Consider the following 23,633-nt stretch of genomic DNA (forward strand, 5'->3'; position numbering starts at 1 on the left):
AGTCCAGAGCGACGTTTGCTGTTACCTAGTTGGGCTAGCGGGTGGTGACCAGGTGGCTGGCGGGGTCGTACCGGAAGGTGACCGGTCCGCCGTCGTGCTTCACCGCGATGTTGCTGCCGTTCGGGGCTCCGCCGAGGCCATAATTCTCAGCCCAGGAGTTGTTGATGGCGGCCTTGAACTCGTAGCTCCCGGCGGCGAGGTTGGGCACGGAGAGCTTCCAGAGCCCATCAACGGTGTCCAGGGACAGCTGCGCCTGGGCGCAATCCGGCATCCAATCGCCGGCGCAACCGAGCTCGGAATTCAGGCTTCCCGGCACCGACACGGCGGCGGGTTGCTGGCCGGCAACCGCTGCGCTGATCACGTTGGTTGCGTGGTCGTACAGAAAAGTGACGGCTCCGCCTGAATGCTGGAAGACCACGTTGGCACCGTCCAACTCTCCGCCGGCACCGTAGTTTTCGTCCCAGGTGCCATTGAGCGCGGCCTTGAATTCATAGCTTCCGGCCGGGAGGTTGGGGACGTTGAGGTTCCACAGCCGATGCGTCGGCTCATAGGTCATCAATGCCTGCTCACAGGACGGCTGCCAGTCCTCGGCGCAGCCCAGTTCGGTGTTGAGGCTGCCGGCCACGGTAACGGACTCGGGCTGGGTCGGTTCACCCACCACACCGCTGCGCGGCTCACTGGCCGATGTCTGCCCCCGGTTGTCCAGCACCACGGCGCGGTACTCCACCGACGTTCCCGCCTCCAGCGAGGACACGTCATGGAACACCTGGTACGGCGCGTTGTCGTCGGTGCCGATCGCTTGCCACTCGCCGCCAGTCGTACGCGACTGGAAGGTGACCTCATAGAATGAGCTGCCGTCGACGTCGGCCGTCACCTTCACACGGGACGCATCACCGGCCGCGGTGACAGGCTTCTTAAGCACGACGCCGGGAGCCGCCTTGGACTTCGCGAGTCGCCCCGCTGCTTCGTACACCACGGCGGAAAGCGGCGGCACAGTGACGTTCAGCTTTGCCTGCGGATCGGTTTTCACGTCCGCTTCGGCGTCACCATAGACCAGCTTGAACGGCTGCTTCCCTTCATACGTTGGGATAGCCGCTGTCTGGGCAGTCTCACTGTTGTTCACTGCCACGACGTATTCGCGCTGGTCCTTGGCGTCGATACGTGAGAAGGCGTAGATCCCGGCACCATCGGCGGCGTAACGGTTTTGCTGGGCCCCGGTGCGGAGCGTGGGGTGCTCAGTGGTGAGCCCGGCGAGTTCGCTGATCTTCCGGTACAGCGGGTGCTTGGTGTCGAAGTTGTCCGTGGCGTGGGTAGAGCTGGTGCCCAGGAGATCGTCGTCCAGGTATTCCTGGACCTTGCTGGCGAACATCGTCTGCCGCGAATCCTGATCCCCGCCTGCGCCCGTGAAGCCTTGTTCGTCTCCGTAGTAGATCACTGGGTTGCCGCGCGAGAAGTACATCAGCTCATGGGCCAGCTCGTCGCGTTCCAGCAGTTCGGCGTCGGACGCTCCTGCGTTGTCCTGGGCGATGAAGGTGCCGATGCGGCCCATGTCGTGGTTACCCAGGAAGGTGGGCAGTTGGTAGACGTTGGAGTCGGCGTCCGTGTACCAGTCATCCCCGTTGAAGAAGTCCGCCAAGCCGGTGGCTTTGCTGCTCTGGGATGCGAAGCTGCGGGCCGCGCCCTGGAAGCCGAAGTCCAGCACAGCCTGCATCTTGTTCCTGGTGGTGAACGTGGAGGTGATGCTCTTTGAGGTGTCGAAGACCTCCCCGAACATGAAGAACTCGTCCTTGCCCTGTTCCTTGGCATAGCTCAGAACTTGGGGTCCGAACTGCTGCCAGAATTCGTCGTTGACGTGTTTCATGGTGTCGATGCGGAATCCGTCGATGCCGAAGTCGCGGATCCAGGTTTTGTAAACGTCCATCATCCCGTTGACCACCGTGGGGTTTTCCGTGAAGAGGTCATCCAGTCCGAAGAAGTCGCCGTACAGGGAGTCCTCGCCGGCAAAGTTGGTGTTGCCGCGGTTGTGATAGAGCGTGGGGTCGTTCAGCCAGGACGGAACCTTGACGTCCTTCTCGGCGGCCGGCACCACGGGCGTGTACGGGAACGACGTCGCCGGGTCCAAGGCCGGGAAGTCCTGCGTTCCGGCGTAATCGCGGTCGTCGAAAACCTCGCCCGCAGCTGTCCGGTAGGGCTCGGTTTCCTTGGAGATATAGGGCGCGGACTGCGTCTCCTGGTACTGGATGACATCCGCCGTGTGGTTGGTAATGATGTCGAAGTACACCTTCATGCCCCGCGCGTGGGCGGCATCGATGAGGGTCTTCAACTCGGCATTGGTGCCTAAGTGCGGGTCGATCTGCGTGAAGTCCGTGACCCAGTAACCGTGGTATCCGGCGGAACTGTTCGCCAGGGTTCCGTCACCCTGGACTGCTTTGTTCTTAAAGCTCGGCGTGAGCCAGAGGGCGTTGGTTCCCAACCCTTGGATGTAGTCCAGCTGGTCTTGGAGACCCTTCAAGTCCCCGCCGTTGAAGAACCCCTTGCGGGTGGGGTCATAGCCGGACACCATCGGATCGGCACCGAGCCCGCCGTCGTCGTTGGCCTTGGTGCCGTTGTTGAAGCGGTCCGCCATGACGAAGTAGAAATTCTGATCGCTGACTCCTCCCCGGATGGAGTGCTGGGCTGCGGGATCCGGTGTCTTGGTGACCGGAGCGGCGCCCGCGGGGAGGACAGCTGTGGCAGTGAGGGCCGCCGTCGTCAGGACGACGGCGGCGAGGCGGCCCAAGGGGCGGCGTTGTTGGGGGAGGTCGGGTCTATGGCTGCGAGCTAACAAGTGATGGAACCTTCCGCTAAGCGACAGTGCTGTGGGACACGTCACAACTGTAAGCGCTTGCTTACCCATAATCCAGAGAATTTCAGAGTTACGGGATGTGAAGAAAAGTGGGTTGCGCTAATTTATGGAAGCGTTTGCAGCCGGTATAGCTTGATCTTCGCAGAATCGGCACTGTGCACCTGCATCAGCGTCGGTTGGAATGCTATGCATTTGGCCATAACGGAGCTCGTGTGACTTGCATAGGGTTGAAGAGATCTGCTTCACACTACGTTGAAGAGATCTGCTTCACACTACGCAGTGCCCCGATCTATCCCCAAGGATGAGTTTCAACGATGAAGAGCATCGCCCTCCTGCGCGAACGAGCCACCCGCACCATGCCTACCGGTTCCCATTGCCCGGCGTCGGGCCTGTGGAGCCCGGACTCCGATCCGGACGCCGTCCAGGTGTTCCCCGAGGGCCACGTGCTTCCTGCCCACAACGGAGTGGCGACTGTCTGGCGGCGCCGCACTGCTGCTGAAGTGTCAGCGTGACCAGCTCCATCCTGAACCGGCCCGCAGGCTACCGGCACGTTCCTGCCGCGGAGTGGTCCGAGCTTAGTTCCGGCGATCCTGTGTGGATTTACGACGTCGCATGGGGCGCCGGTACGGGCCGCGTTGACGATGTCTCCAAGCACCAGGAACTGCTCTGGGTGGTACTTGAGCCGACGGGCCGCAAGCTGCTCTGCGGCACGGACGACGTCCAGGTCTGGTCCGTCTAGAAAGACTCGCCGAGGTGGCATTTAATACCAATGTCTGAGCGGATCATACGTATTGGGTGCCACCTCGGCGGTAGTTAGACGGCGGCTATCAGCATGCTGGGTGAGCCGGTCTCCACGCGGCTGACGGGGCCGTCCGGCAACCCGGTGGCTGGGTCCAGCCTGAAACTCACGACGTCATCCGAGCCTTCGTTGGCGACGTACAGCCAGCCTTCGCGGACCAAGTGATGGCGGGGCCAGTCGCCGCCACAGGGAACGTCGGCGAGGGGCTCAAGTTCTTTGCCGTCGTGGGTTACCTTCAGGACGCAGATACGGTTGGATCCCCGAACACCCACATACGCGAACCGGCCATCCGGTGACAGCGCGATCTCGGCCCCGGAGTCGCCGTCGAATGGCTTGTTGATGCTGGCCGGAACAACTGCGGTGAGCTCGTACGTGCCGTCCGGTTCCATCCTGACAATGGCCACCTCCACCGAATACTCGGTGTCCACGAACACGGATCCGCTGTGATGCCGTGCCATATGCCGCGGCCCCGAGCCCTTGGGCAGCACCACCTCGTGATCGGGCTGCAGGCCTTCGCCAGGAGCGTACGTCCACACGCGGACCAGGTCATGCCCAAGATCGGTGGTCATCACCCGTCCGTCGGGGAGCATCAGGCTCGAATGCGCGCGACTGGGACGTCCGCCGTCAGTGGCTGCCGTGAAGTGGGGATCGACGGCGGCTGCCGCGCTGGTGCGCGAGGTGATGGCGCCGTCGTGGTCCAGTTCGTAAAGGATGACCTGGCCATCGCCCCAACAGGTGGCCACTATGAAACGGCCGTGGGGATCCACCGCAACGTGGCAGGTGGCGTCTCCGGCCGGCCACGGCTCACCGAAAGCTTCCAGCTCTGCCGCGCCCGTCCGGCGGTAGGCCCGGACCGTTCTACCTTCCTCGGCGACTGCGTAAACCAGCGGAAGCGTGGGGTGCAGCGCAAGGAACGACGGCGAATTGGCGGCGACCGCCAGGCCAGTGGACGTTAGTTGCCCGTGGTCGTCTGCCGAGAGCACGGAGATGCCCTTGCCGTTGCCGCTCCGGTCTGCCGTGTAGGACCCTGCCCAGATCAGCGTTTCAGTGCTTTTCGGTTCCATTCTTAGTGCCCCTGTACGTCCGAGTCGACGCCTGCGTCAGGTCCGGCGTCGAGGGTTTGCAGTTTGGAAAGGTCCTCCTGGTCCAGTTCGAAATCGAACACGTCCAGGTTCTCCTGCATGCGTTCCGGATTGGCGGTCTTGGGAATGGCAACCAGCCCTTGCTGGACATGCCAGCGCAGCACCACCTGGCCCGGAGTCTTCGCGTACTTTCCACCAATGGCGGCCAGCACCGGGGCGTTGAGCAGGTCGCTGCTGGCACCCAACGGGCTGTAGGACTCGGTGATGATGCCATGCCGATCGTTGTAGGCCCGGGCGGCCGGACGGGGAATGGAGGGGTTGACCTGGATCTGGTTCACCGCCGGTACAACCTCCGTTTCCCGGAATAACTGGTCAAGGTGCGCCGGCTTGAAGTTGGAGACGCCGATGGAACGGACTTTGCCGGAGGCCTGCAGTTCCTCGAAGGTCTTCCACGTGGAGACGAACTCTCCACGACGGGGGAGCGGCCAGTGGATCAGGAGCAGGTCGACATACTCGAGGCCGAGGCGCTCCAAGGATCCCTCAAGCCCGTCGAGGGCCTTGCCGGAGCCTTGGAATTCGCCATCCAGCTTGGTGGTGATGAACAGTTCTTCACGACCCACTCCGCAGTCGCGGATGCCCTTGCCCACACCCGTCTCATTCCCGTACTTCTTTGCCGTGTCCACATGCCGGTAGCCATGTGACACCGCCTCCACTACGGCGTCGGCAACCTGGGCATCATTCAAAGGCCACGTGCCGAGTCCCAGCTGCGGGATCTTGAAACCGTCGTTCAGTTCGATCAGTGGGGCAAGTGCCATGGGCTGGGTCTCCTCTGGGTTTCTCTGTTTCTACGCTGGCCGCTGGCTGCTTGGCAACAGTGATCGTCGTGACCAGTCATGGAGCCGGTCGCTCAACTCCATGAAATCTTCCTTCACAACCTGCAGCTCCGGGTGGGCATCGTGCCACTCCACGATCTCCCGGGCGCCGTCCGCGAACGGAATAGTGGCCCGGTAATCAGGAACCAGCGCCTTGATCTTCGAATTATCGAAGACCACCGAGTGCGAGCGGTCGCCCAGCAAGTTGGGGCCCAGCTCCGGGCTGTGGGCGGCGATGGTTTGTGAGGAAACGTGGAATAGTTCTGGTTCCGCGACGCCGGCTGCCCTTGCGAAAAGACGATAGACCTGGTTCCACGGCAGGAACTCGTCCGAGGTAATGGTGTAGCTCTCGCCAATGGCCTGCGGCCTGCCCAGCAGCCCGACGAAGGCCTTGGCGAAATCCCTGCTGTGGGTCAAAGTCCAGAGCGAGGTTCCATCTCCGTGAACCAGGATGGGCATCCCCGCGCGCATGCGGTGAATGTCGGTCCACCCGCCCACCATGGCGATCTTGGTGCGGTCGTAGGTGTGGGATGGCCGCACCACCGTCACCGGAAAGTCCTGTTCGCGGTAGGCCTCGAACAGCAGTTCCTCACAGGCGATTTTGTCCCGGGAGTACTGCCAGAACGGGTTCTTCAGCGGGGTGGATTCCCGGATAGGCAGTGTTGTTGGCGGTTTTTGGTACGCCGAAGCAGAACTGATGAACACGTACTGACCCGTCCGCCCACGGAACAATTCGATCCCGGCCAGCGCCTGGTCCGGGGTGAAGGAGATAAAGTCCGCAACGGCGTCGAACTCTCTTCTCCCCAGTACTTCCTGCACAGCGAGCGGGTCGCGGATGTCCGCATGGAGGACCTCCGCACCGTCGGGAACCGGTCGCCCGGCTGACCGTCCCCTGTTGAGGATGGTCAGCCGGTGGCCCAGTGCGACGGCGCGTTCAGCCGCCGCCGCACTGATGACGCCGGTTCCGCCGATGAACAGGATGTTCCGCGGCGAAACGGTGTCCGCCGCCGCTCCGAGGACGTCGGGGAAGCCGTGGGCGCGGAGGCTGCTCACCAGGCGTAGTCTTCGGGGGCAGGGCGATGGCCCGGGAAGATGTCATCCAGCCGCTTAAGGGCGTCTTCGTTCAGTGTGACGTCCAGCGCCCGAATGGCTGCATCCAGTTGTTCCTGCGTGCGTGGACCCACGATCGGTGCTGTGACGGCCGGTTGGTGAAGCAGCCAAGCCAAGGCTACGTCGCCGGGCGCGTGGCCCAGCTCGTCCGCGAAATCCTCGTACTGGCGGATCTGGTCCTCGTGCTGCTTGAGGGTTTCCAAGGCCCGGCCCTCAGCGCGGCGAACTCCCTGCTCCTCCTTCTTGAGAACGCCACCCAGCAGCCCGCCCTGCAGCGGCGACCACGGAATCAGGCCCAGGCCGTACTGTTGGGCCGCCGGAATGACCTCAAGCTCCAGCTCGCGCCGGAAGAGGTTGTAAATGGACTGCTCGCTGACCAAGCCGGTGTAGTTCCGCCTCCTGGCCGCTTCCTGCGCCTGGGCAATGTGCCAACCCGCAAAGTTGCTGCTGCCCGAGTAGATGATCTTGCCCTGCTGAACGGCGACGTCAATGGCCTGCCAGATCTCGTCCCAGGGAGTATCGCGGTCAATGTGGTGGAACTGGTAGATATCGATGTAGTCCGTCTGCAAACGCTTCAGGCTCGCGTCCAGGGCCCGCCGGATGTTCAGTGCCGACAACTTGGACTCGTTGGGCCGGTCCGTCATGGTGCCGTACAGCTTGGTGGCCAGAACGGTCCGTTCGCGGCGCTCGCCGCCCTTCGCGAACCAGCGGCCAATGATTTCCTCGGTCCAGCCGCGGTGCCCGGCTCCGCCGTATACGTTGGCGGTGTCAAAGAAGTTGATGCCGGAATCCAGTGCGGAGTCCATGATCGAGTGGGCCGTTGCTTCGTCGGTCTGGGGACCGAAGTTCATGGTGCCCAGGCAGAGGCGGGAGACTTTCAGGCCGGAGCGGCCAAGGTGGGTGTACTGCATGGTTGATGAGGTCCTTTGTTTTGTACAGTCAGGGCTTAGAGCTGGGTGAAAGCTGCGACGGCGGGATCGGAGCCGATGCGTGCGCCCGCCTCCAGTGCCGTAATGGCTGCCAGCTCGGATTCGGTGAGGGAGAGGTCGGCTGCTCCGAAGTTCTCCCGCATTCTGGTGGAGTCCGCTGACTTGGGGATGACGATGGTTCCCTGCGCCAGGTGCCAGGCCAGGATTACCTGTGCAGGAGTAGTGCCGTGTGCTGCTGCGACGAGGGCCACCTGCTCGGCGTTCAGGTCCTTGCCCTGGCCCAGCGGGCTGTAGGCCTCAACGGCAATGCCCAGGTCGCGGCACTTGTTGGCCAGTTCGCCCTGCTGGAACGTCGGGTGGACTTCGATCTGGTTCACGGCCGGAACCACTTCTGCTTCCTTGAGCAGTGTGTCCACGTGGTCGGAGAGGAAGTTGGAAATGCCGATGGCCCGGATCTGCTTGTCTTGGTACAGCTTTTCCATGTCCTTCCACGCCTGCGTGAAGAGGCCCTGCGATGGGACTGGCCAGTGGATCAAGTAGAGATCGATGACTTCCAGGCCCAGGGCATCGCGGCTTCGCTGGAAGGCGTCATAAGCCTCGCCCTGCTCCCCATTGCGAAGCTTGGTGGTGATGAAAAGTTCTTCCCGGGGGATTCCCGATGCAGCGACAGCGGCACCAACGCCGGCTTCGTTGCGGTAGGCGGCTGCTGTGTCGATGTGACGGTAGCCGGCGTCCAGGGCATCTTCCACGACCTTCTGGGTTTCGTCCGCAGGTACTTGGAAGACACCAAATCCGAGCTGGGGGATGGTGACGCCGTTATTCAATGTCAGCTCTGGCATGACGGTCTCCTTCGACGGATGGTTATGGCGGTGACGCTCCGGCATTCTGGGTCCGTAATTTCCCGGGTTCCAGAAAGCGTTTTCGGAGGCTCTGTACTGAGCCTATGCAGTTTTGCCGGCAGAGTCAGCAGTCCAACCTGATCCTGTTTTTCCTAGGTCTGTCAGTCCTACCCACAATGGTGGTGTTTCACACGTCCGCAACGGCAGAATGGACGGATGGGTCAAAGCGCCGAGTTCGGTAAATTCCTCAAAGTCATGCGTGCCCGCCTCTCACCCGACGACGCCGGGGCGCAGGAGTCCGGCGGTGCCAGACGGGTGCCCGGACTCCGCCGCGAGGAGGTTGCACGCCTTTCCGGTGTGAGCACTGACTACTACACACGCCTGGAACAGGGCCGGAACATCCACCCCTCCAAGGCGGTCCTCGATTCCGTGGCCCGCGCACTCCGCCTGGACGCGGGGGAGCAGGCACACATGATGGACCTGCTGGAGCACTGTGCCAGCTCTGCAGGAAGTCCCGGCCCCGTGCAAAAGGTGCGGCCGGCCCTTCGGCAGCTGCTGGACGCCGTCGGAGATGTTCCCGCCCTGGTGCTGGGCAGGCGCGCGGATGTGCTGGCCGGAAACCGGCTGGCCCACCTGCTGTTCGCCGATTTCGCGGCTTTGCCTGCAGCCGAGCGGAACCTGACGCGCTGGATCATCCTGGATCCAGCGGCCGGAGCGTTGTTCAGGGATTGGAAGACCGTGGCCGCTGAGGCTGTCGGGGCGCTGCGCATGGACGTGGGCCGGCACCCCAACGATCCCCAAACCAACCATTTGGTGGGCGAACTTGCTGTCCACAGCGAGCATTTCCGTCAGTGGTGGGCCGGCCACAGGGTTGCCACGCGCTCCGCGGGAACGGTCCGGTTGCACCACCCGGTTGTAGGCGACCTGGAACTGAACTTTGAAACCCTGAGTCTCCCGGACGACCCCGACCAGCTCCTGCGGGTCTATTCGGCGAAGGCAGGTTCGCCGTCGTCGGACGCTCTGACGCTCTTGAACTTTGGCGACATGGGCACCCAAGCTGAAGTCTCGACACCCGAACCCGCCCGCCGAGATGGCAGTTAATGACAATCCGGAGCTCCGGAACTGTCATCAACTGCCATCTCGTGTGGGTAGAGGGGGAGTCAGCGCTCCAGGCGGAAACCGAGCTTGATGGTGACCTGCCAGTCGGCCACTGCGCCGTCCTCGAGGTGGCCGCGGATTTCCTTGACCTCAAACCAGTCCAGGTTCCGCAGCGTCTGGGAGGCTGTTGCGATGCCGTTTTTGATCGCGTCGTCAACGCCTTCGGTGGAAGTTCCTACAATTTCGGAAACGCTATATGTGTGGCCAGCCATGGTGCTCCTCATCAACGTCTTACGAATCTCTGGAAAATCCGACCCGCCAGGCAGGCCGTCCAAGCAGACTAGCCCACGGATCTCCCTGCGGCCAGAGCCTGCGCTGGCTTAGCTTTCGCGCCAATCATTGCTGGTGATGTGCGAACCGGCCTGCGGTCCCATCTGCAGCATTCCGCCGTCCACGGGCCAGGACGCTCCATTGACGTAGCTCGACGCCGGGGATGCGAGGAAGGCGATGACGGCGGCGATTTCCCGTGCGTCACCGGGGCGTCCCAACGGAACCCCGGGCCTTTCCTTCTGCGTGGGATCCTCGTCTTCCTGGCCGGTCATGGGCGTCGCAATCTCGCCCGGTGCCACGTTGTTGGCGGTGATTCCGTACTCGGCGAGTTCCAAGGCCATGGTTTTGATGAGGCCGCCCAATCCGTGTTTGGAAGCATCGTAGGCGGAGGCCCCTACCCGCGGCTGGAATTCGTGCACGCTGGTGACGGCGATGATGCGCCCGCCGCGGCCTGCCCTCACCATGCGCTTGGCCGCTGTTTGCATGGCTACGAACGCACCGTTGAGGTTGGTGTCCAAGGTGGACATCCAGGTTTGGTAGTCGAGGTCCAGGAACTTGGTGCCGTCGCCGGTTCCGGAGTTGTTGACGAAGACGTCCACGCCACCGAGTTCCTCAGCGAGTTTGTCGATTGCGTCCACCGTGCCTTGGACGTCTGTGGTGTCGAGTTGATGGACTACGGCTTTACGGCCGAGGCCACGGACTTCTTCCGCGGTTTCCTCGGCGCCCTTCTGGTCCGTGTGCCAGGTGATGCCTACGTCCATGCCCGCCTTGGCCAGAGCCACCGCCGTGGCCCGTCCGATGCCTGAATCCGACCCCGTGACAATGGCTGTCTGCGGGGAAAATGATGCGTCGCTCATGGTCCTGCCTTTCGCTCGGGTGATCATTTCGATAGATGTACCCCTACCCAGTGATACTGGGCATAAACACTCCCGGCGCAAAGGGTCATCCCGGCAGATGATGATGGAGTGTAGATTTTCTTGCAGCAGCACCCAGTGATCCCCACAACCAGGAGTCCTCATGTCAGAAGTTATTGTGGTCGGCGTCGACAACAGTGAGACCGCCAAGCGCGCAGCAGTGGCAGCAGCGAAGTTCGCCACCGCTCTCGGCGCCGAACTGCACGTGATCAGCGGCTTCTCCGATGACCGCATCGAAGAATTCGGCAGCGGCAGCGACCGCATCACCGTCTCCTCCGCCGACTCAGCGGAATACGTTGCCCGCAAGGTCTCCGAAGAACTGGACGTTCCTGCCGGAAACATCAAGTACTTCGCGGCGCGCGGTACTCCCGCCAACGCCCTCATCAATTACGCCGAAACCAACAACGCCTCGCTGATCGTGGTCGGCAACAAGCGCATGAAGGGCCTGGGCCGCGTCCTGGGCAGCATCGCCAACAGCGTTGCCCACGGTGCGCCGTGCGACGTGTACATCGTGAACACGGACGTCGACGCGTAACCACCCAAGTAAGTAACAGCAAACGTCGCTATGACCGCTCATAGCGACGTTTGCTGTTACCCAGTTGGGCGCCCCCGCGCTTAGTGTCCCTGGAACGCTTCCGCCAGCCACCACGAACCACCGTCGGACGCGATCTTGGCGTCGATCACCAGGGGCCGGTCTTGTGTCCCGGCTTCATAGGCCGCGATCCACGGGCGCACAGCATCGAGGTCGCCCACGGTCCGCACGGTCACCCCTTCGGCACCGAACCCACGGGCTATGGCGGCGATGTCCGTTTCCGGGAACACTACGCTGGAGAGCTCGGCCTCCGAGTGCTCCGACGCGAAGTGGTGGACCTCGGCCCCGTAGGCAGCGTCGTTGTAAACGATGCACACCAGGGGTAGTTTCAGCCTCGCGGCGGTCTCCAACTCGCTGATGCCCATGAGGAACCCACCGTCGCCCGCGCCCAGCACCGGCAGGCGCTGAGGCTGGGCAAGCGCGGCGCCAATAGCTGTGTAAAGCCCCAGCCCGATCGCCTGAAATGCCTGCGTGAAGCAGAACCCGAACTCGTCCGGAACAGCGAGGTACTGGCTGGGGTAGCCCATGAAGTTGCCGGAATCCACGGCCACGATCCGCTGGGATGGGAGCATCGAATCGAGTTCCCGGGTGAGGACGCGGGGATCCATGGAGGTCGCCGTGGACAGGTCCGCCGTGGAAACGTCCCGCCACCGCGAGCCCCGCTTGATGGCCAGGGCGTTGGTTTCGGTGCGGTACTTCCCAGCGGGCTCGGATTGCACGGTCCGCAGCGCCGTCAGGGTGTCCACAGCAGTCAGCGCCGAATCACCCAGCAGCCCCAGGGTGATGGGTCGGTTGGCGCCGAGCGCGGAGTCTTCGACGTCGATCTGCACCACGTTGGTGCCTGTGGAAATGAGTCGCCCGTGCCGCATGGTCCACATGTTCAGCGCGCAACCCCACCCCACAATCAGGTCCGCACCGCTGATGAGTTCCGCCGTGGTGGGCGACGAAAAACCACCCGAGATGCCCAGGTTGTGTGAGTCGCCGTTGAACAGTCCGCTCGCCACTGCCGACGTTGCCACCAGCGCACCGGCATGCCGTGCCAATTCCAGGATCTCGTCCCGGGCGCCCCGTCCGCCGCGTCCCGCGACGAACACGGGCCGTTCCGCGGCGGAAATCAGGGCCACCAACTGCTCCACTGCGGCAGCGTCCGGGCGGGTCTTTAGCGGCTCAGGCACGACGACGGCACTCACCTCATCCGCGGCGCTGGCACTTTGGACGTCCAACGGCAAGCTCAGGACCACCGTTCGGCGCTCGTTCACCGCGGTCCGGAAGGCCCGGACAGTGTCTGCCACAGCTGTGGCGGGGGAGTGGATCCGTTCGGCCACGGCGCCGACGCTTCGGGCCAACGCGTCTTGGTCGATCTTGAAGTTGGACCGGATCGCTGCAGCCTGGGTGTCGGCGGTCAGCACGATCATGGGAGTGCGGCTCTTCGCGGCTTCACCGATTCCCGTAATGGCATTGCTGAGCCCGCAGCCCTGGTGCGTGGTGACCACTCCCACCTTGCCGGACATCCGCGAGTAGGCGTCGGCCATGGTCGCAGCACCGCCTTCGTGCCGGGTGGCGGTGAAAGGGATTCCTTCGGCCATGAGGGTGCCGGTGACATCGAAGTTGCCGCTGCCCACCACTCCGAAAACATGCCCGACGCCAAGCTTCGCCAACGTCCTGCCCACAAGGGTGGAAACCCGGACCTGTTCACTCATGCTGTTACCCCGGCGTCTTTTTCAATCAGCGCGTACACGCGGCTCGGGCTGCCGGTGCCACCCACAATGGGCAACGGAGCAACCACCAAGGTGGCGCCCGTAGTGGGAAGCCGGTCCACGTTCCGCAGCGAGGTGACGCCATACTTATCCGCACCGAGGAGGAACGAATGCACGGGGAACATCGGATCCAGCCCGCCGGCCTGCCCGGCATCGATCCCCACGGTTTCAACACCGAAACCGCTGATCGAGGCGTTACCGGCAAGCCACTTGGCACCTGCCGCAGAGACACCGGGAGTGTGGGGTCCGGAGTCGTCCGCGTTGACGAAAGCCGCAGCGTCAGCGCCACGCGCCGCCCAACCCGTCCGGACGATGACCCAGCAGTTCTCCGGAAAAGCGCCGTGCTGTTCCTGCCATTGCTCAAAATGCTCAGGTTCCAGCAGGAAGTCAGGGTCCTCGGAGACCTCTGCGGTCTTGTCGATCACCGCGATGGGCCCCACCAGGCGGTGGGGTTCGATCTGGTCCACGGACTTGCCATCCTTGCCGGTGATCCAATGGACGGGCGCGTCCAGGTGCGTCCCGGCGTGCTCACCCACGGTGACGTCGTTCCACGCCCAAGCCGGTCCGGCGTCGTCGAAATTGCTCACCGGCGAGACGGACAATCCCACCGTGTTCGCAAAGGGCTGCGGCAGGTTCAGGATGGGGGTTTCGGAGCTGAGGGGCGTCGTGAGGTCGATGATCTCCACCGAGCCATTCGAAAGGGCTGCAGTGAGCCCGGCCAGAACAGACATTGTTCTCCTATCGCTTGCTTGGTTTAAGTGCTGCTTGAAGACGCGAAAATCGTGAAGTTTTGGTCGTTAGTTTTTGGGCCACCAAATGTCCCGAGCCACCGGAAAGGCCGGGACCGGGGTGGGTTGACGCGCCGATATGCCAGAGACCTTCGACGGCGGTTTGGTGGCCTGCCGCCTCGGGGAAAGGCCGCCAGAGGAGGTTTTGGAAGAGCTCAGCGGAGCCTCCGTAGGGGTCACCGTTGACGGCATTGGGATTGGCGGCGGCCAGGTCCGTGGGAGCGATGATGTCTGACGCCAGAACCGTAGCCTGGGTTCCCGGTGCGAACTGCTCCAGCCGGGCAAGGGCCCGCTCCAGATAGCCCTGTTTCAGCTCCTCGGTCCAGCCTTCCTCCACTGACAGTTCGCCGGCCGCATCATCTACGGGAGAGAACGGAATCTCCTGCAGTTGCAGCCACAGCGTGGCTTTGCCCTCTGGAGCGCGGGACGGATCCAGCACGCACTGCTGCCCGACCACCACCGTGGGTTCGCTGGGCAGCAGGCCGGCTTCGGCCTGGGCGCAGGCGATTCCCGTGCTGTCCGAGCCGTTGCTGATGTGCACCAGCGGAACTTCGTTGAGTCGCGGATCGAGCCACTCCACGGGTTTGTCCAGGGCGAGGTGGATATGCAGGGCGCCGCGGCCGTTCTGGTAGCGTTCGGCCGCCGCCGCGGTCGCGGCCGGTGGCCGGCTGAGCAGCCGGGTATACAGTGCCTGCGGCGAGACGTTGGCCAACACGGTGCTTGCAGCGACCACGCCCTGCGCAGTGCGAACACCGGTGACTCTGCCTGAACCGCTGTCCACCAGGATCTCTTCCGCCTCAGCGCCCAGCATGATCTGAACCCCGTTGTCCCGCAGCAACGACTCAAACGCCGCCACGAACCTCGACGCCCCACCTTTCACCACCGGGAGCCCAAAGCCGTGCATGGTCATGGCCATCACCGGCAACATCACCCCACCTGTTGCCTGGTCCGGGCCAAGCCCTGCGTGCAGGAGCCACGGAGACCACAGCTGGTCCGTTTCCCACCCATCAAAGCGGCTGCGGGTGTAGTTCCGGCCGCTCATCACCGCGTCCCGGACGAAAGACTCTGTCCCGGAGAAACGTCCACGCCGGACGGCTCCGAAGGCAATCTTCGCAACCTCCCTGAACGATCGAAGCTCCGCCCCGAACGCCCCAAAAACCGTGCCGGCATTCCGCTCAAGGTCATTCAACATGGCCAGGTAGGCGGACTGGTCGCCGGTGACCTTGAAAGCGGCAGCTGTCTCGCCCGGATCCCGCTGCGCAATGACAACGCGGTGGGCGCCCGTGGCCGGATCTGCGGCGACGCTCGCGGTCACCGGGCCGGTGGTGTTGCAGTACTCCAGACCCCTGGCATGCAGTTCCTTGCCCAAAGCCGCGTACGCACCACCTGACACGAACAACGGGTGCCAGGAAGAGAAGGAGTCGTGCACGAAGCCCGGCAGGGTCCGCTCGGAGGAATGAATGAAACCTCCCAGCCGGTCCGAACGCTCGATGATGCAGACGCGCTTCCCGTCCATGGCGAGCTCAGCTGCCGCGACCAGGGAATTGATACCCGAGCCAATGATCGCGACGTCAACGGAATCGACCATCTCCGCTCCTTTCAGAAGTGCTCAGAATGTGGCTAGAAGTCCGGGTGGCTGGCGGTTGCGTGGTATTTGCCGCCGTGGAACACCAAGGGAGCGCCGCCGTCGTAGTCGTATCTCTCCACTTCCCCCACATAGATGACATGGTCGCCGGCGTCGTGCCGTGAGACCGTACGGCATTGGAAGGAGGCCACCGCGCCGTCCAGCAGCGGAACACCGGCGATGCCCTCGGTGGTGTCCGTGCCGGCGAACTTGTCGATGGCGGGAGTTGCGAACTGGCGGGACAGGACATGCTGGTCGCTGGCCAGGATATTGATGGCGAAATGCGTGGCGTTCTCAAAGTCACCCAGGCTGGGCGACCGTTTGCTGGGACACCACAGCACCAAAGGCGGTTCCATGGAAACTGACGTGAATGAATTCGCGGTCATCCCCACCTTCCGGCCGTCGGCAGCAACAGTGGTCACCACGGTAACGCCTGTGGCGAATTGCCCCAACGCGCCCCTGAAATCCCGGACATCAAAAACCGAGGAGTCTTCCTCTTTGCGCGCCTGCATGAAATCGGCTGCGGCAGTGGGATCGAACCACCACGGGTAGGACGTCCGGGGATCATCGAACCCGGCCACGATGCCCGCTGCCAGGGCCGGGTGTTCAGCGGCTTCGCTGAGGAGGGTTTTCTGGTGGTCCCTGCGGGGCTTAAGGAGGTCGTTGGTCCATTCAACCGCCCACTGGCCCCATCCACGCCAGAACTCATCGAACGTCCGCTCCATCCAGCGGCGGTCGAACGGCTGCCGGCCCCTGCGAACTATCGCATCGAGGTAGTATTTGGCCGCCAGCGTCGCATTGTTTGAGCCCTGCCCGGTGAGGGGATCGTTGAGGACCACTGCGTCACCCAAGCCGAACACCAGCTTGCCGTTGGCCAACTCCCCGACGGCGGACCTCACCGTTGGCGTGATGCGCCCCAGAAGCGTGGCGCCGCTGTCGGTCAGTTCCGCGGTGGCAAAGTTCTCTGCCTCGTGCGGAAAGTGCTCCCTCAGGATCTCCAGCGATCGCGCAAGGTGCTCTTGCGGGGTCCCGACGTCGGTCCACCGGTCCATGGGGCCGCCCACCACGCCTTCGAACACCATCATGCGGCACGGCCCGGAGACGGTCAGGCCCGGGAACGTAAAGAACTCGCCGACGCCGGGGACCATGGACATGCGGATGGCCGCGCCGCTGCTGGAGGTGCTGTCCGGTGACGCGTCGCCCGCGACAGCACAGCTGTCGGCCGTGACGTAGGTGAGCGCCAGGACCCGCTGCGGCCGGTCGAAGGGCGACTTTGCCTTGTCGCGCGGGAAAATCTGGCCGATCTCGCCCTTGCCGGTGCTGACAATCACCAGCTCGTACTCGCGGGCGAGCTCTTCGAGCATGCGCGGAGTGACCTTCTCAATGCGGAAGTCGCCCCCGGCGGCCACGAACGTCTCGATCCAGAGTGCGCTCTTGATCCGTTGGTCGATGGAGCGGGCCGGCCCATCCAAGGGGGCCTCCCATTCGATGGGTTCTTCCGCTTCCACACGCAGCCGGATGGAGGTGATGCCCGGGACGGAGCCGGACTCGTAGAATTCCGTGAGCGCTGTCCCCATCTGGGCTTCGGCGTCGAGGGCTGTGGAGAACATGCACTGGCTGGACATGACTTTGCCGGAGCGGATCTGGGCCGCGGAGCGGTCGGACAGGAGCGTCACGGCGTAGCCATCCCGCTGCAGGCCCAAAGCCAGTTGGGCACCGGATTCCCCGGCCCCGACGATTGCAATTTTTCGCATGGTTAAGTCCTTGCTGGCAGGGGTGTGCTATTAAACCTTGGCGGCGGAGAGGCCGGCCAGGTAGTCGGCAGCTTTGTCCGGGTACATGAACCAGTCCTGGAATTCCGGAGGGTGGTTGAAGCCGTTGGCGAAGCGGTGGGCAATGGCCGGCTCGTTGTTCGCGGCGCCCAGGAGTTCAAGGACGTGGGGCGGCGGTGGGGCCAGGAGGGCATTTGTCCAGTGTGCAACGTGCTGGGCGTAATCCCAATAGCGCTCGAAGGTGGCCTGCATGAACGGAGCGTCAAACGGCTGCGCCTCGTGTTCAATAATGCTGGCCAGATACGACGCCGCGCACTTGCTTGCGTTGTTGGACCCCTGGCCCGTGATGGGATCGTTCAAGACCACGACGTCGGCCAGCCCCAGTACCTGCCTGCCGCTGGGCAACGTGGCGATGGGGTGGCGGACGGTGGGCGCGAACCGGCCTTGGAGGACGCCGTTGGGATCGGTCAGCTCGACGTCCGTGGCCCGCTCTGCTTCCCACGGCAGGAAGGTGCGCAGGATGTTCTTGGAGTTCTCCAGATGTTCCTCCGGTGTGAGGCCCTTCCAGGTGTCCATAGGCCCGCCCGGCACTCCTTCGAAGACCATGATTTCGCAGGGGCCGGTGGTGGTGAGGGCTGGGAAGACGAAGTACTCGCCAACTCCGGGGATGAGGTTGAACGAGACCGCCGAGTACTCTTCGCGGGGCTTCAGGCCCTTCACGTAGGTCAAGGCAAGGGCGCGCTGCGGGGCGTCGTAGGTGCTGCGTTCGGCGTCGCGGGTGAAGAGTTGAGCGATCTCGCCTTTACCAGCCGCCACGATCACCAAGTCCGAGTTCTGCGTGTATTTCTCCAGCTGGTCCATCCCGGCGTCGTCAAAGATCAGCTCACCACCGCGCGCAACAAACTCCTCCATGAACCGCGGAAATTTCACCCGCTGATCGATGGACTTGGCGTGGTTATCCAGGCGGGATGCCCAGCTGATGGCCTTCTGACCTGGCAGTTCAGGGTGGGGAATGGTGAAGGAGATGCCGTCCACCGTGGGGGCGTCGGGCCAGAAGTCCAGCCCTAATGCGCGTTCGTGCTCCAGCGCGTTATGGAAGATGCACTGGCTTGAGGCCACTTTGCCTTCCTGGATTTCCTGCGGGGTGCGGTTGGAAATGGTGGTCACATGGAAGCCCGCGTCCAAAAGCCCGATGCCGAGCTGCAGCCCGGACTGTCCTGCTCCGACGATGGTGATGTGGCGTTGCGTCATGGTGTTTGTCCTTGTCTGTCGAGTTGCTGTGAGGCCGTGTCAGTTGGCGGCGAGCAAGGGAATGGTTTCTTCGGCCCGCTCCGGGCCCAAAGCGGAGTAGCCGCCGTCGACAGCCCAATCGGCGCCGGTCACGAAGCTGGCTTGGTCGCTGGCGAGGAACGCGACGACGTCACCCACCTCGTGCGGGCGGCCGACGCGCTTGAGTGCGTGGAACGGTGCCGCCACGGAGTCCGTCTTCTCCAGGTTCCCGTTGCTGAGGGAGTCCATGATGTTGCTCCACACCCAGCCCGGGCTGACCGAGTTGACCCGGATCCCATCCGATGCGAAGTCCACTGCCATGCTGCGGGTCACCTGCACCAAAGCAGCCTTGCTGGCGGGGTACAACCATCGGCCTGTCTGGGCAACGGAGCTGGAAATGGAGGTGAAGTTGATGATGGCGCCGCGCCCCGAAGCCTTGAGGTACGGGCGGCCCGCGTTGCTTGCCACGACGGCGCTCACGAGGTTGACGTTGAGCGCCTCGAGCCAGTCGGCACGACCGGAAGCCGCGCCGTCGTCCTTGTAGGTACAGGCAAGGTTCACCAAGATGTCGAGCCCGCCGTAGAGGGCCACGGTTTCCTCAACGAGTTCGCTGACTGCGGCGTCGTCGGTGATGTCCGAGTGGGAAAAGTGGACCCCTTCCCCGAGTGCTTTGGTGAGCGTGTCGCCGTCGGGAGCTATATCGGCCACCACCACTGTGGCCCCGGCGTCCCGCAAAGCCATGACCACGCCCTGGCCCACCTTGGTGGCTCCACCGGTGACGATCGCTGTCCTGCCCTTGAGTGCTGACATGTGCCGAACCCTTTCCCGCGATGATGATGTTACGCAAATATGACGTGCGTCATATTTGTCCTGTAAGGGACTCTAGGCAGCCGCCGTCGTCCGGAATATCCACGTGGCGCGAGGATTATCCGAATTACGCAGGGTCTTCCTCTTCTTCATGCCAGCCGACCCAAGCCGCGGAAATGAGGCGGGGTTCCCCGGCCCGAAGCTCTGCCGTCCAGAGTTCGAAGTGACTCCGGTCCCATTCGTCCCGGCGGTCATGAACAGCCTTGATGTTCTTCACTTGTCCTCACCTCGCTTCCGTCACTGTTGTGGTTCCGTGAGCTGCGTCATACTTGTCCTGAAAGCGACTCTAGGCAGTAGCTGCACTCCGGAATATCCGCTCGGCGCGGGGATCATCCGAAAAGCGAAAAGACCCTGTGTAGTGGAAAACGGTGAAGTAGGTGGCGGATGGTGAGGATTCTTCCTCGTGACGTTCTGCGGGGGCGGCCCACCGTGACCACCACCGACGTGGACCAAGCGCACGCCAAAATTGCTGAGCTTTTTTGCAGTCACGAGCTGTCGCCGCGGACGCGCCAGTCCTCGGTGGACATGAAGTTGCGTTCCCTCCACCGTGGCGATGTGGGAATCGAGTTCCTGGACTACGGCGCGGACGTTCGGATTGAGCCGGAGGGTCTCCATGACTTCCATTTAGTGCAGATCCCGTTGGCGGGGCACGCATCCATGAAGGTGGGCGCGAGCACTGTGGAATCGAGTCCTGCGATGGCCACCGTTCCCCCGCTCGACAGGCCCTTCTCCATGAGCTGGGACAGCGGCAGCCCGCACCTCATTGTGTACGTGCGGCGAGCAGCGCTGGAGCGGGTGGCGTGGCATCTCAACGGCGCGGCACTTGGTGGGCTGGGCTACGGCATGGACCTTTCAGGTGGCGCCGGGCGCGCGTTCTTGAGGGCCGTCGTCGAACTTCATGACGACATGATCAGCCAGCCGCAGTCCGCGGCTCCCGCCTTTGTTCAGGGGTTGTTGGCGGACAGCATGATCTCGCGCTTGCTGATGGCGATGGAGCCGCCAGGCGTGGAGGCCCGGGACGCGGCCTCGGAGGGCCGGCTGGTCCGCGAATGCCGCGAGTTGTTGGAGCGTCACGCGGCCGAAGAACTCACTGTCCCTGACATCGCCGAGTGCCTGGGAGTTTCGGTCCGGACCCTACAGACCGCGCTCAGGGCGGAAACGGGCGCGACGCCGTCCGAGTTGCTGCGCAGTATCCGGCTGGACCGGGCCCGGGAGATGCTGCTGGAAGCGAGCCCGCGGGAGCAGAGTGTCACGGCGGTGGCGGAGTTGTGTGGTTTCACTCACCAAGGGCGCTTCTCTGCGCTCTACTTGAAGGCCTTCGGCGAATTACCAAGCGAGAGCTTGCGCCGCTAGGCAGGAGGCGAAGACTATTCTGAATCGCGCAGAATGCGGGGCAGGAATCCCAATTGATCCAATTCCCGAACCAGAAGTGGCGTTAGTTCACTCGGGGCCAGCCGAAGCCGGTAGGATCTCTTCCCCTTGGCGATCGGTTCAATGACGCCGCGGTCCAGGAGCTTTCGAATGTCTTGACTTCGTGTCGCAGCTGAACCTGTGAATGCTGAACTGAGGTCTGCGGCCTTCACGTCAACTTTCCGCGCGATGATGGTCAAAGCCAGGGCTTCGTCCGCCGTGAAGCGCGACGAGGCGAGGCCTCTTGCGATTGCGGGAACCAACAGGCCTTCCGTAACGAAGTCCTTGTCACCGAGTTTCGCCAATCTTCTGAGGTCTGTCAGTAGTCCTTCGAGGACATACGTCGACCAGCGAATCAGGGACTCGGGTTCGAGGGAATCGGCGTCTTCGAGTCGTTCGTAGTAGAGGGCGCGGTTCTCCCCAAATACGGCCGTTGGGTTCAGCGCCCAGTATCCGGCGGTGTCGGAGAACCCTTGCCGCCGCATGGCGGCGTAAGTCATGAGTCTCCCGACGCGACCATTGCCATTGCCGAAAGGATGAATCCAGACGAACCGATGGTGGGCGAGCGCAATCTTGAGGAGCTCGTAGTTTTGATCTACGTCCGCATTGATGAAGTCGAGGAGTGCCGTCATGTCTCCGTGCACGCTCCCTGGCGAGGGTGGTCGGTCCGATGAGCCGCTGATGGTGACATCGGCGAGCCTGTAGGCACCAGGTGTGTGGTCCCCTTCACGTTCCAAACCGGCCACGGAGATGCGGTGCAGCTCCCGGACAAACCCGTGCGTCAGTATCGTCCCCCGGCCGACGGCGGAGTCGACGAAAGCCGTTGCTTCTTGGAGCTGGTTCGCAACTGTGTGAAGACCTCGGGAGCGGTGGTTCCTTCACCTAAATCTGCGCGAACCCGTTCAAGTTCGATGATGGCTTTCGCCAGTGGAGAGCTAAAGGGGAACTCGGGAAAATCGAGTGGGTTCACGGGGAGAATGTTCCAGAGAGGTTTCCAACAATTAAGAGCATGGCCGGATTATTCCCTGGAAATCAATGATTTCGCTAGACCCGGCCCGTGCAGGAATTAAATTATCCGAGTCCAACAATTAAGGCGCCTGTGCCAGTTACGCCTCCAGCACGTACGTCTTCAGGTCGTCCAGCGTCTGCTGCATGTGCGCGTCCATCGCGAGTCGGGCCTCGTTGGGGTTGCGGGATTCCAGCGCCGAGGCAATCTTCCGATGGTGGCCAATAGCGTGTTCCTGAATCTCCGGGAAAGCCGATGTTTCGGTGCGGCGCGCTTCGAGGACCCGGTGCAGCGGCTCAAAGAGCACAGCCACAAACACGTTGCCGGAGGCGTGAAGAATCACGTCGTGGAAGGCGAGGTCGGCTTCCACGAAGGCCGCCAGATCGTTGACTTCGTGGGCGGCCTGCATCTTGTCGACGTGTTCGCTGAGTGCCGTGAGTTCCTCGTCGGAGATACGTTCGGCGGCGAGTTCGCAGGCGCCGGTTTCCAGCATGCGGCGGAGCTCAATGAGCTGGATCGCGGCGGCCGCGTCCTTGGTGCCCTCAGATGCCGCCCGCAGCACGGCTTCCAGCGATGCCCACTGATTCAGGGGGTTCACGAACGTGCCGCGGCCGCGCTCTACGCTGAGAATCCGTTGCGCTTCGAGGGTCTTCATGGCCTCACGCACGGTCATGCGGCTCACCTCGTGCTTGGCGCTGAGCTCAAGCTCACCGGGGACCACCGTTCCGGGCGGAAATTCACCCGCGATGATGCGGTCCAGCAACTCATCAGCGACGACGCCGACCAGCGACTTGCGTGCCATGTATCCCCATTTCCTGTACTCCGACCACCCTTGGTCCCGCGTCTTCCCGGGGTGGGATGGTTGTCAGACATCTTACGCTGGCGGTGGCCAGCTTGTTTCCCAAAATTCATGCAGCGCCTCGGCACATTCCTGCGGCTTCTCCCAGTGGACACTGTGGCCCGCGCCGGGAATGGCCTTCAGTCGACGCTGGGTGCTTTCGGCCACGAACGCGCGCAGGTGCTCTATGGGCCGAACCCGGTCTTCAGTTCCGGCGAGCACCAGCAACGGCGCGTGGACGCGCCCGGGTACTGAAGGTTCGACGCCGGTCATGGCCGCCAAGGCGCTGGCGGACAGAACGGGGAAGGGGACATTGAATCCGGTGCTGAGCCGCACCATGTCTGCTGCCGGCAACACCCCGTACCAGGCGTTCATGAGCTTCGCGATGGTTCCGGAATCGAAGAAACCTTGGTCCAGCTGTGACCTGAGCACATCCTTGAACCCCTGATTTTGCGGCACCGGCGCCATGCCCACCAGGGTCAGTGAAGCCACCAGCTCCGGGCGGGCCGCCGCCAGCGTCAGTGAAACACTGCCACCCATCGAGTGCCCCACGATGTGCACGGGACCTTGGGCCCGTGCTTCAAGGATTGCCCCCACCGAAGCCGCTGCCGAGTCCAGGTTCCATTCGAAATCCGACGGCAGGAAATCTCCCGAATGGTAGCCGGGGAGGTCGAGAATCCAGACTTCGCGGCCGGCGTCGAGCAGCTTCCTGGCGAGAGGCTCCCAGTACACCGAGCCGGATGCCCAGCCGTGGATCAGCACTGCGGGCAACGGCTGACCTGCGGGAATGGCAGGGGTGAGGACGTTCACGTGCGGGAGCGGAACCACGCTGTCAGCCATGACCCCAGCCTAGTGACGTGGAGCATCTTGCGCGGTGAGGAGCCGTGTGTCA

The 23,633-nt window shown here is 63.2% G+C and carries 24 protein-coding genes; 5 read left to right on the top strand and 19 right to left on the bottom strand.

Annotated features, from left to right (window positions below; all coding sequences use genetic code 11):
• Positions 1-34: 34 nt before the first annotated feature.
• Complete coding sequence (locus QEH68_RS01490) at positions 35-2,779, bottom strand: alpha-amylase family glycosyl hydrolase (RefSeq protein ID WP_280625896.1); 2,745 nt, start codon at positions 2,777-2,779, stop codon at positions 35-37.
• 380 nt (positions 2,780-3,159) lie between these two features.
• On the opposite strand from QEH68_RS01490, the gene QEH68_RS01495 reads away from it, so the two are divergent.
• Together QEH68_RS01495 and QEH68_RS01500 are read left to right on the top strand one after the other, a co-directional pair.
• Complete coding sequence (locus QEH68_RS01495) at positions 3,160-3,357, top strand: hypothetical protein (protein ID WP_207595847.1); 198 nt, start codon at positions 3,160-3,162, stop codon at positions 3,355-3,357.
• Positions 3,354-3,584, top strand: a complete 231-nt coding sequence (locus QEH68_RS01500; RefSeq protein ID WP_207595848.1) for a hypothetical protein — start codon at positions 3,354-3,356, stop codon at positions 3,582-3,584. The genes QEH68_RS01495 and QEH68_RS01500 overlap by 4 nt, the downstream gene beginning before the upstream one ends.
• Positions 3,585-3,658: 74 nt before the next feature.
• Here the strand turns inward: QEH68_RS01500 and QEH68_RS01505 are convergent, their stop codons facing one another.
• The 5 genes from QEH68_RS01505 to QEH68_RS01525 are packed head-to-tail and all read right to left on the bottom strand — an operon-like array spanning position 3,659 to position 8,476.
• Positions 3,659-4,708 carry a beta-propeller fold lactonase family protein gene (locus tag QEH68_RS01505; RefSeq protein WP_280625899.1) on the bottom strand — a complete coding sequence of 350 codons (1,050 nt, stop codon included), beginning with the start codon at positions 4,706-4,708 and terminating at the stop codon, positions 3,659-3,661.
• A 2-nt stretch (positions 4,709-4,710) separates the two neighbouring features.
• Positions 4,711-5,541 carry an aldo/keto reductase gene (locus QEH68_RS01510; protein ID WP_280625901.1) on the bottom strand — a complete coding sequence of 277 codons (831 nt, stop codon included), beginning with the start codon at positions 5,539-5,541 and terminating at the stop codon, positions 4,711-4,713.
• A gap of 30 nt (positions 5,542-5,571) precedes the next feature.
• Entirely contained in the window at positions 5,572-6,651 is a 1,080-nt protein-coding gene (locus QEH68_RS01515; RefSeq protein WP_280625903.1) for an NAD-dependent epimerase/dehydratase family protein, read from the bottom strand.
• Entirely contained in the window at positions 6,648-7,619 is a 972-nt protein-coding gene (locus QEH68_RS01520; RefSeq protein ID WP_207595852.1) for an aldo/keto reductase, read from the bottom strand. The genes QEH68_RS01515 and QEH68_RS01520 overlap by 4 nt, the downstream gene beginning before the upstream one ends.
• A gap of 35 nt (positions 7,620-7,654) precedes the next feature.
• A complete protein-coding gene (locus QEH68_RS01525) occupies positions 7,655-8,476 on the bottom strand; it encodes an aldo/keto reductase (protein WP_207595853.1) in 822 nt (273 codons plus the stop codon).
• Between the two features lie 216 nt (positions 8,477-8,692).
• On the opposite strand from QEH68_RS01525, the gene QEH68_RS01530 reads away from it, so the two are divergent.
• Complete coding sequence (locus QEH68_RS01530) at positions 8,693-9,577, top strand: helix-turn-helix transcriptional regulator (protein WP_280625907.1); 885 nt, start codon at positions 8,693-8,695, stop codon at positions 9,575-9,577.
• 59 nt (positions 9,578-9,636) lie between these two features.
• On the opposite strand, the gene QEH68_RS01535 is transcribed toward QEH68_RS01530, so the two are convergent.
• Positions 9,637-9,846, bottom strand: a complete 210-nt coding sequence (locus tag QEH68_RS01535; RefSeq protein WP_011773002.1) for a dodecin — start codon at positions 9,844-9,846, stop codon at positions 9,637-9,639.
• A 108-nt stretch (positions 9,847-9,954) separates the two neighbouring features.
• Positions 9,955-10,761, bottom strand: coding sequence for an SDR family oxidoreductase (locus QEH68_RS01540; RefSeq protein ID WP_207595855.1), 807 nt, complete (start codon positions 10,759-10,761; stop codon positions 9,955-9,957).
• A 160-nt stretch (positions 10,762-10,921) separates the two neighbouring features.
• Between QEH68_RS01540 and QEH68_RS01545 the strand changes: the two genes are divergently transcribed.
• A complete protein-coding gene (locus QEH68_RS01545; protein ID WP_024819067.1) occupies positions 10,922-11,353 on the top strand; it encodes a universal stress protein in 432 nt (143 codons plus the stop codon).
• Between the two features lie 80 nt (positions 11,354-11,433).
• On the opposite strand, the gene QEH68_RS01550 is transcribed toward QEH68_RS01545, so the two are convergent.
• The 7 genes from QEH68_RS01550 to QEH68_RS01580 all read right to left on the bottom strand — a co-directional run bounded on the left by QEH68_RS01550 (position 11,434) and on the right by QEH68_RS01580 (position 19,704).
• A complete protein-coding gene (locus tag QEH68_RS01550) occupies positions 11,434-13,110 on the bottom strand; it encodes a thiamine pyrophosphate-binding protein (RefSeq protein ID WP_280625919.1) in 1,677 nt (558 codons plus the stop codon).
• A complete protein-coding gene (locus tag QEH68_RS01555) occupies positions 13,107-13,898 on the bottom strand; it encodes a cyclase family protein (RefSeq protein WP_280625921.1) in 792 nt (263 codons plus the stop codon). Before QEH68_RS01555 ends, QEH68_RS01550 begins: the two co-directional genes overlap by 4 nt.
• A 7-nt stretch (positions 13,899-13,905) precedes the next feature.
• Complete coding sequence (locus QEH68_RS01560) at positions 13,906-15,543, bottom strand: NAD(P)/FAD-dependent oxidoreductase (RefSeq protein WP_280625923.1); 1,638 nt, start codon at positions 15,541-15,543, stop codon at positions 13,906-13,908.
• A gap of 32 nt (positions 15,544-15,575) precedes the next feature.
• Positions 15,576-17,333 (bottom strand): flavin reductase, encoded by a 1,758-nt coding sequence (locus tag QEH68_RS01565; protein ID WP_280625925.1) that lies wholly within the window; start codon positions 17,331-17,333, stop codon positions 15,576-15,578.
• A 30-nt stretch (positions 17,334-17,363) separates the two neighbouring features.
• Positions 17,364-18,602 carry a styrene monooxygenase/indole monooxygenase family protein gene (locus QEH68_RS01570; RefSeq protein ID WP_207595860.1) on the bottom strand — a complete coding sequence of 413 codons (1,239 nt, stop codon included), beginning with the start codon at positions 18,600-18,602 and terminating at the stop codon, positions 17,364-17,366.
• Between the two features lie 39 nt (positions 18,603-18,641).
• Positions 18,642-19,430, bottom strand: coding sequence for an SDR family oxidoreductase (locus QEH68_RS01575; RefSeq protein WP_280625927.1), 789 nt, complete (start codon positions 19,428-19,430; stop codon positions 18,642-18,644).
• Positions 19,431-19,554: 124 nt separating this feature from the next.
• Positions 19,555-19,704 (bottom strand): hypothetical protein, encoded by a 150-nt coding sequence (locus QEH68_RS01580; RefSeq protein WP_207595862.1) that lies wholly within the window; start codon positions 19,702-19,704, stop codon positions 19,555-19,557.
• 212 nt (positions 19,705-19,916) lie between these two features.
• Between QEH68_RS01580 and QEH68_RS01585 the strand changes: the two genes are divergently transcribed.
• Positions 19,917-20,840 (top strand): AraC family transcriptional regulator, encoded by a 924-nt coding sequence (locus QEH68_RS01585; RefSeq protein WP_280625930.1) that lies wholly within the window; start codon positions 19,917-19,919, stop codon positions 20,838-20,840.
• A gap of 14 nt (positions 20,841-20,854) precedes the next feature.
• Here QEH68_RS01585 and QEH68_RS01590 read toward each other — a convergent pair whose 3' ends face one another.
• The 4 genes from QEH68_RS01590 to QEH68_RS01605 all read right to left on the bottom strand — a co-directional run bounded on the left by QEH68_RS01590 (position 20,855) and on the right by QEH68_RS01605 (position 23,581).
• Positions 20,855-21,643 (bottom strand): Fic family protein, encoded by a 789-nt coding sequence (locus tag QEH68_RS01590; RefSeq protein WP_280625932.1) that lies wholly within the window; start codon positions 21,641-21,643, stop codon positions 20,855-20,857.
• A gap of 35 nt (positions 21,644-21,678) precedes the next feature.
• On the bottom strand, positions 21,679-21,867 hold the full coding sequence (locus QEH68_RS01595) for a hypothetical protein (protein WP_280625934.1): 189 nt from the start codon (positions 21,865-21,867) through the stop codon (positions 21,679-21,681).
• 136 nt (positions 21,868-22,003) lie between these two features.
• On the bottom strand, positions 22,004-22,705 hold the full coding sequence (locus QEH68_RS01600) for a FadR/GntR family transcriptional regulator (RefSeq protein ID WP_207595865.1): 702 nt from the start codon (positions 22,703-22,705) through the stop codon (positions 22,004-22,006).
• 72 nt (positions 22,706-22,777) lie between these two features.
• Entirely contained in the window at positions 22,778-23,581 is an 804-nt protein-coding gene (locus QEH68_RS01605; protein WP_280625936.1) for an alpha/beta hydrolase, read from the bottom strand.
• Between the last annotated feature and the right edge of the window lie 52 nt (positions 23,582-23,633).

Origin of the sequence: Paenarthrobacter sp. OM7, assembly GCF_029873575.1 — a bacterium.
In the GTDB taxonomy this organism is placed as follows: domain Bacteria; phylum Actinomycetota; class Actinomycetes; order Actinomycetales; family Micrococcaceae; genus Arthrobacter.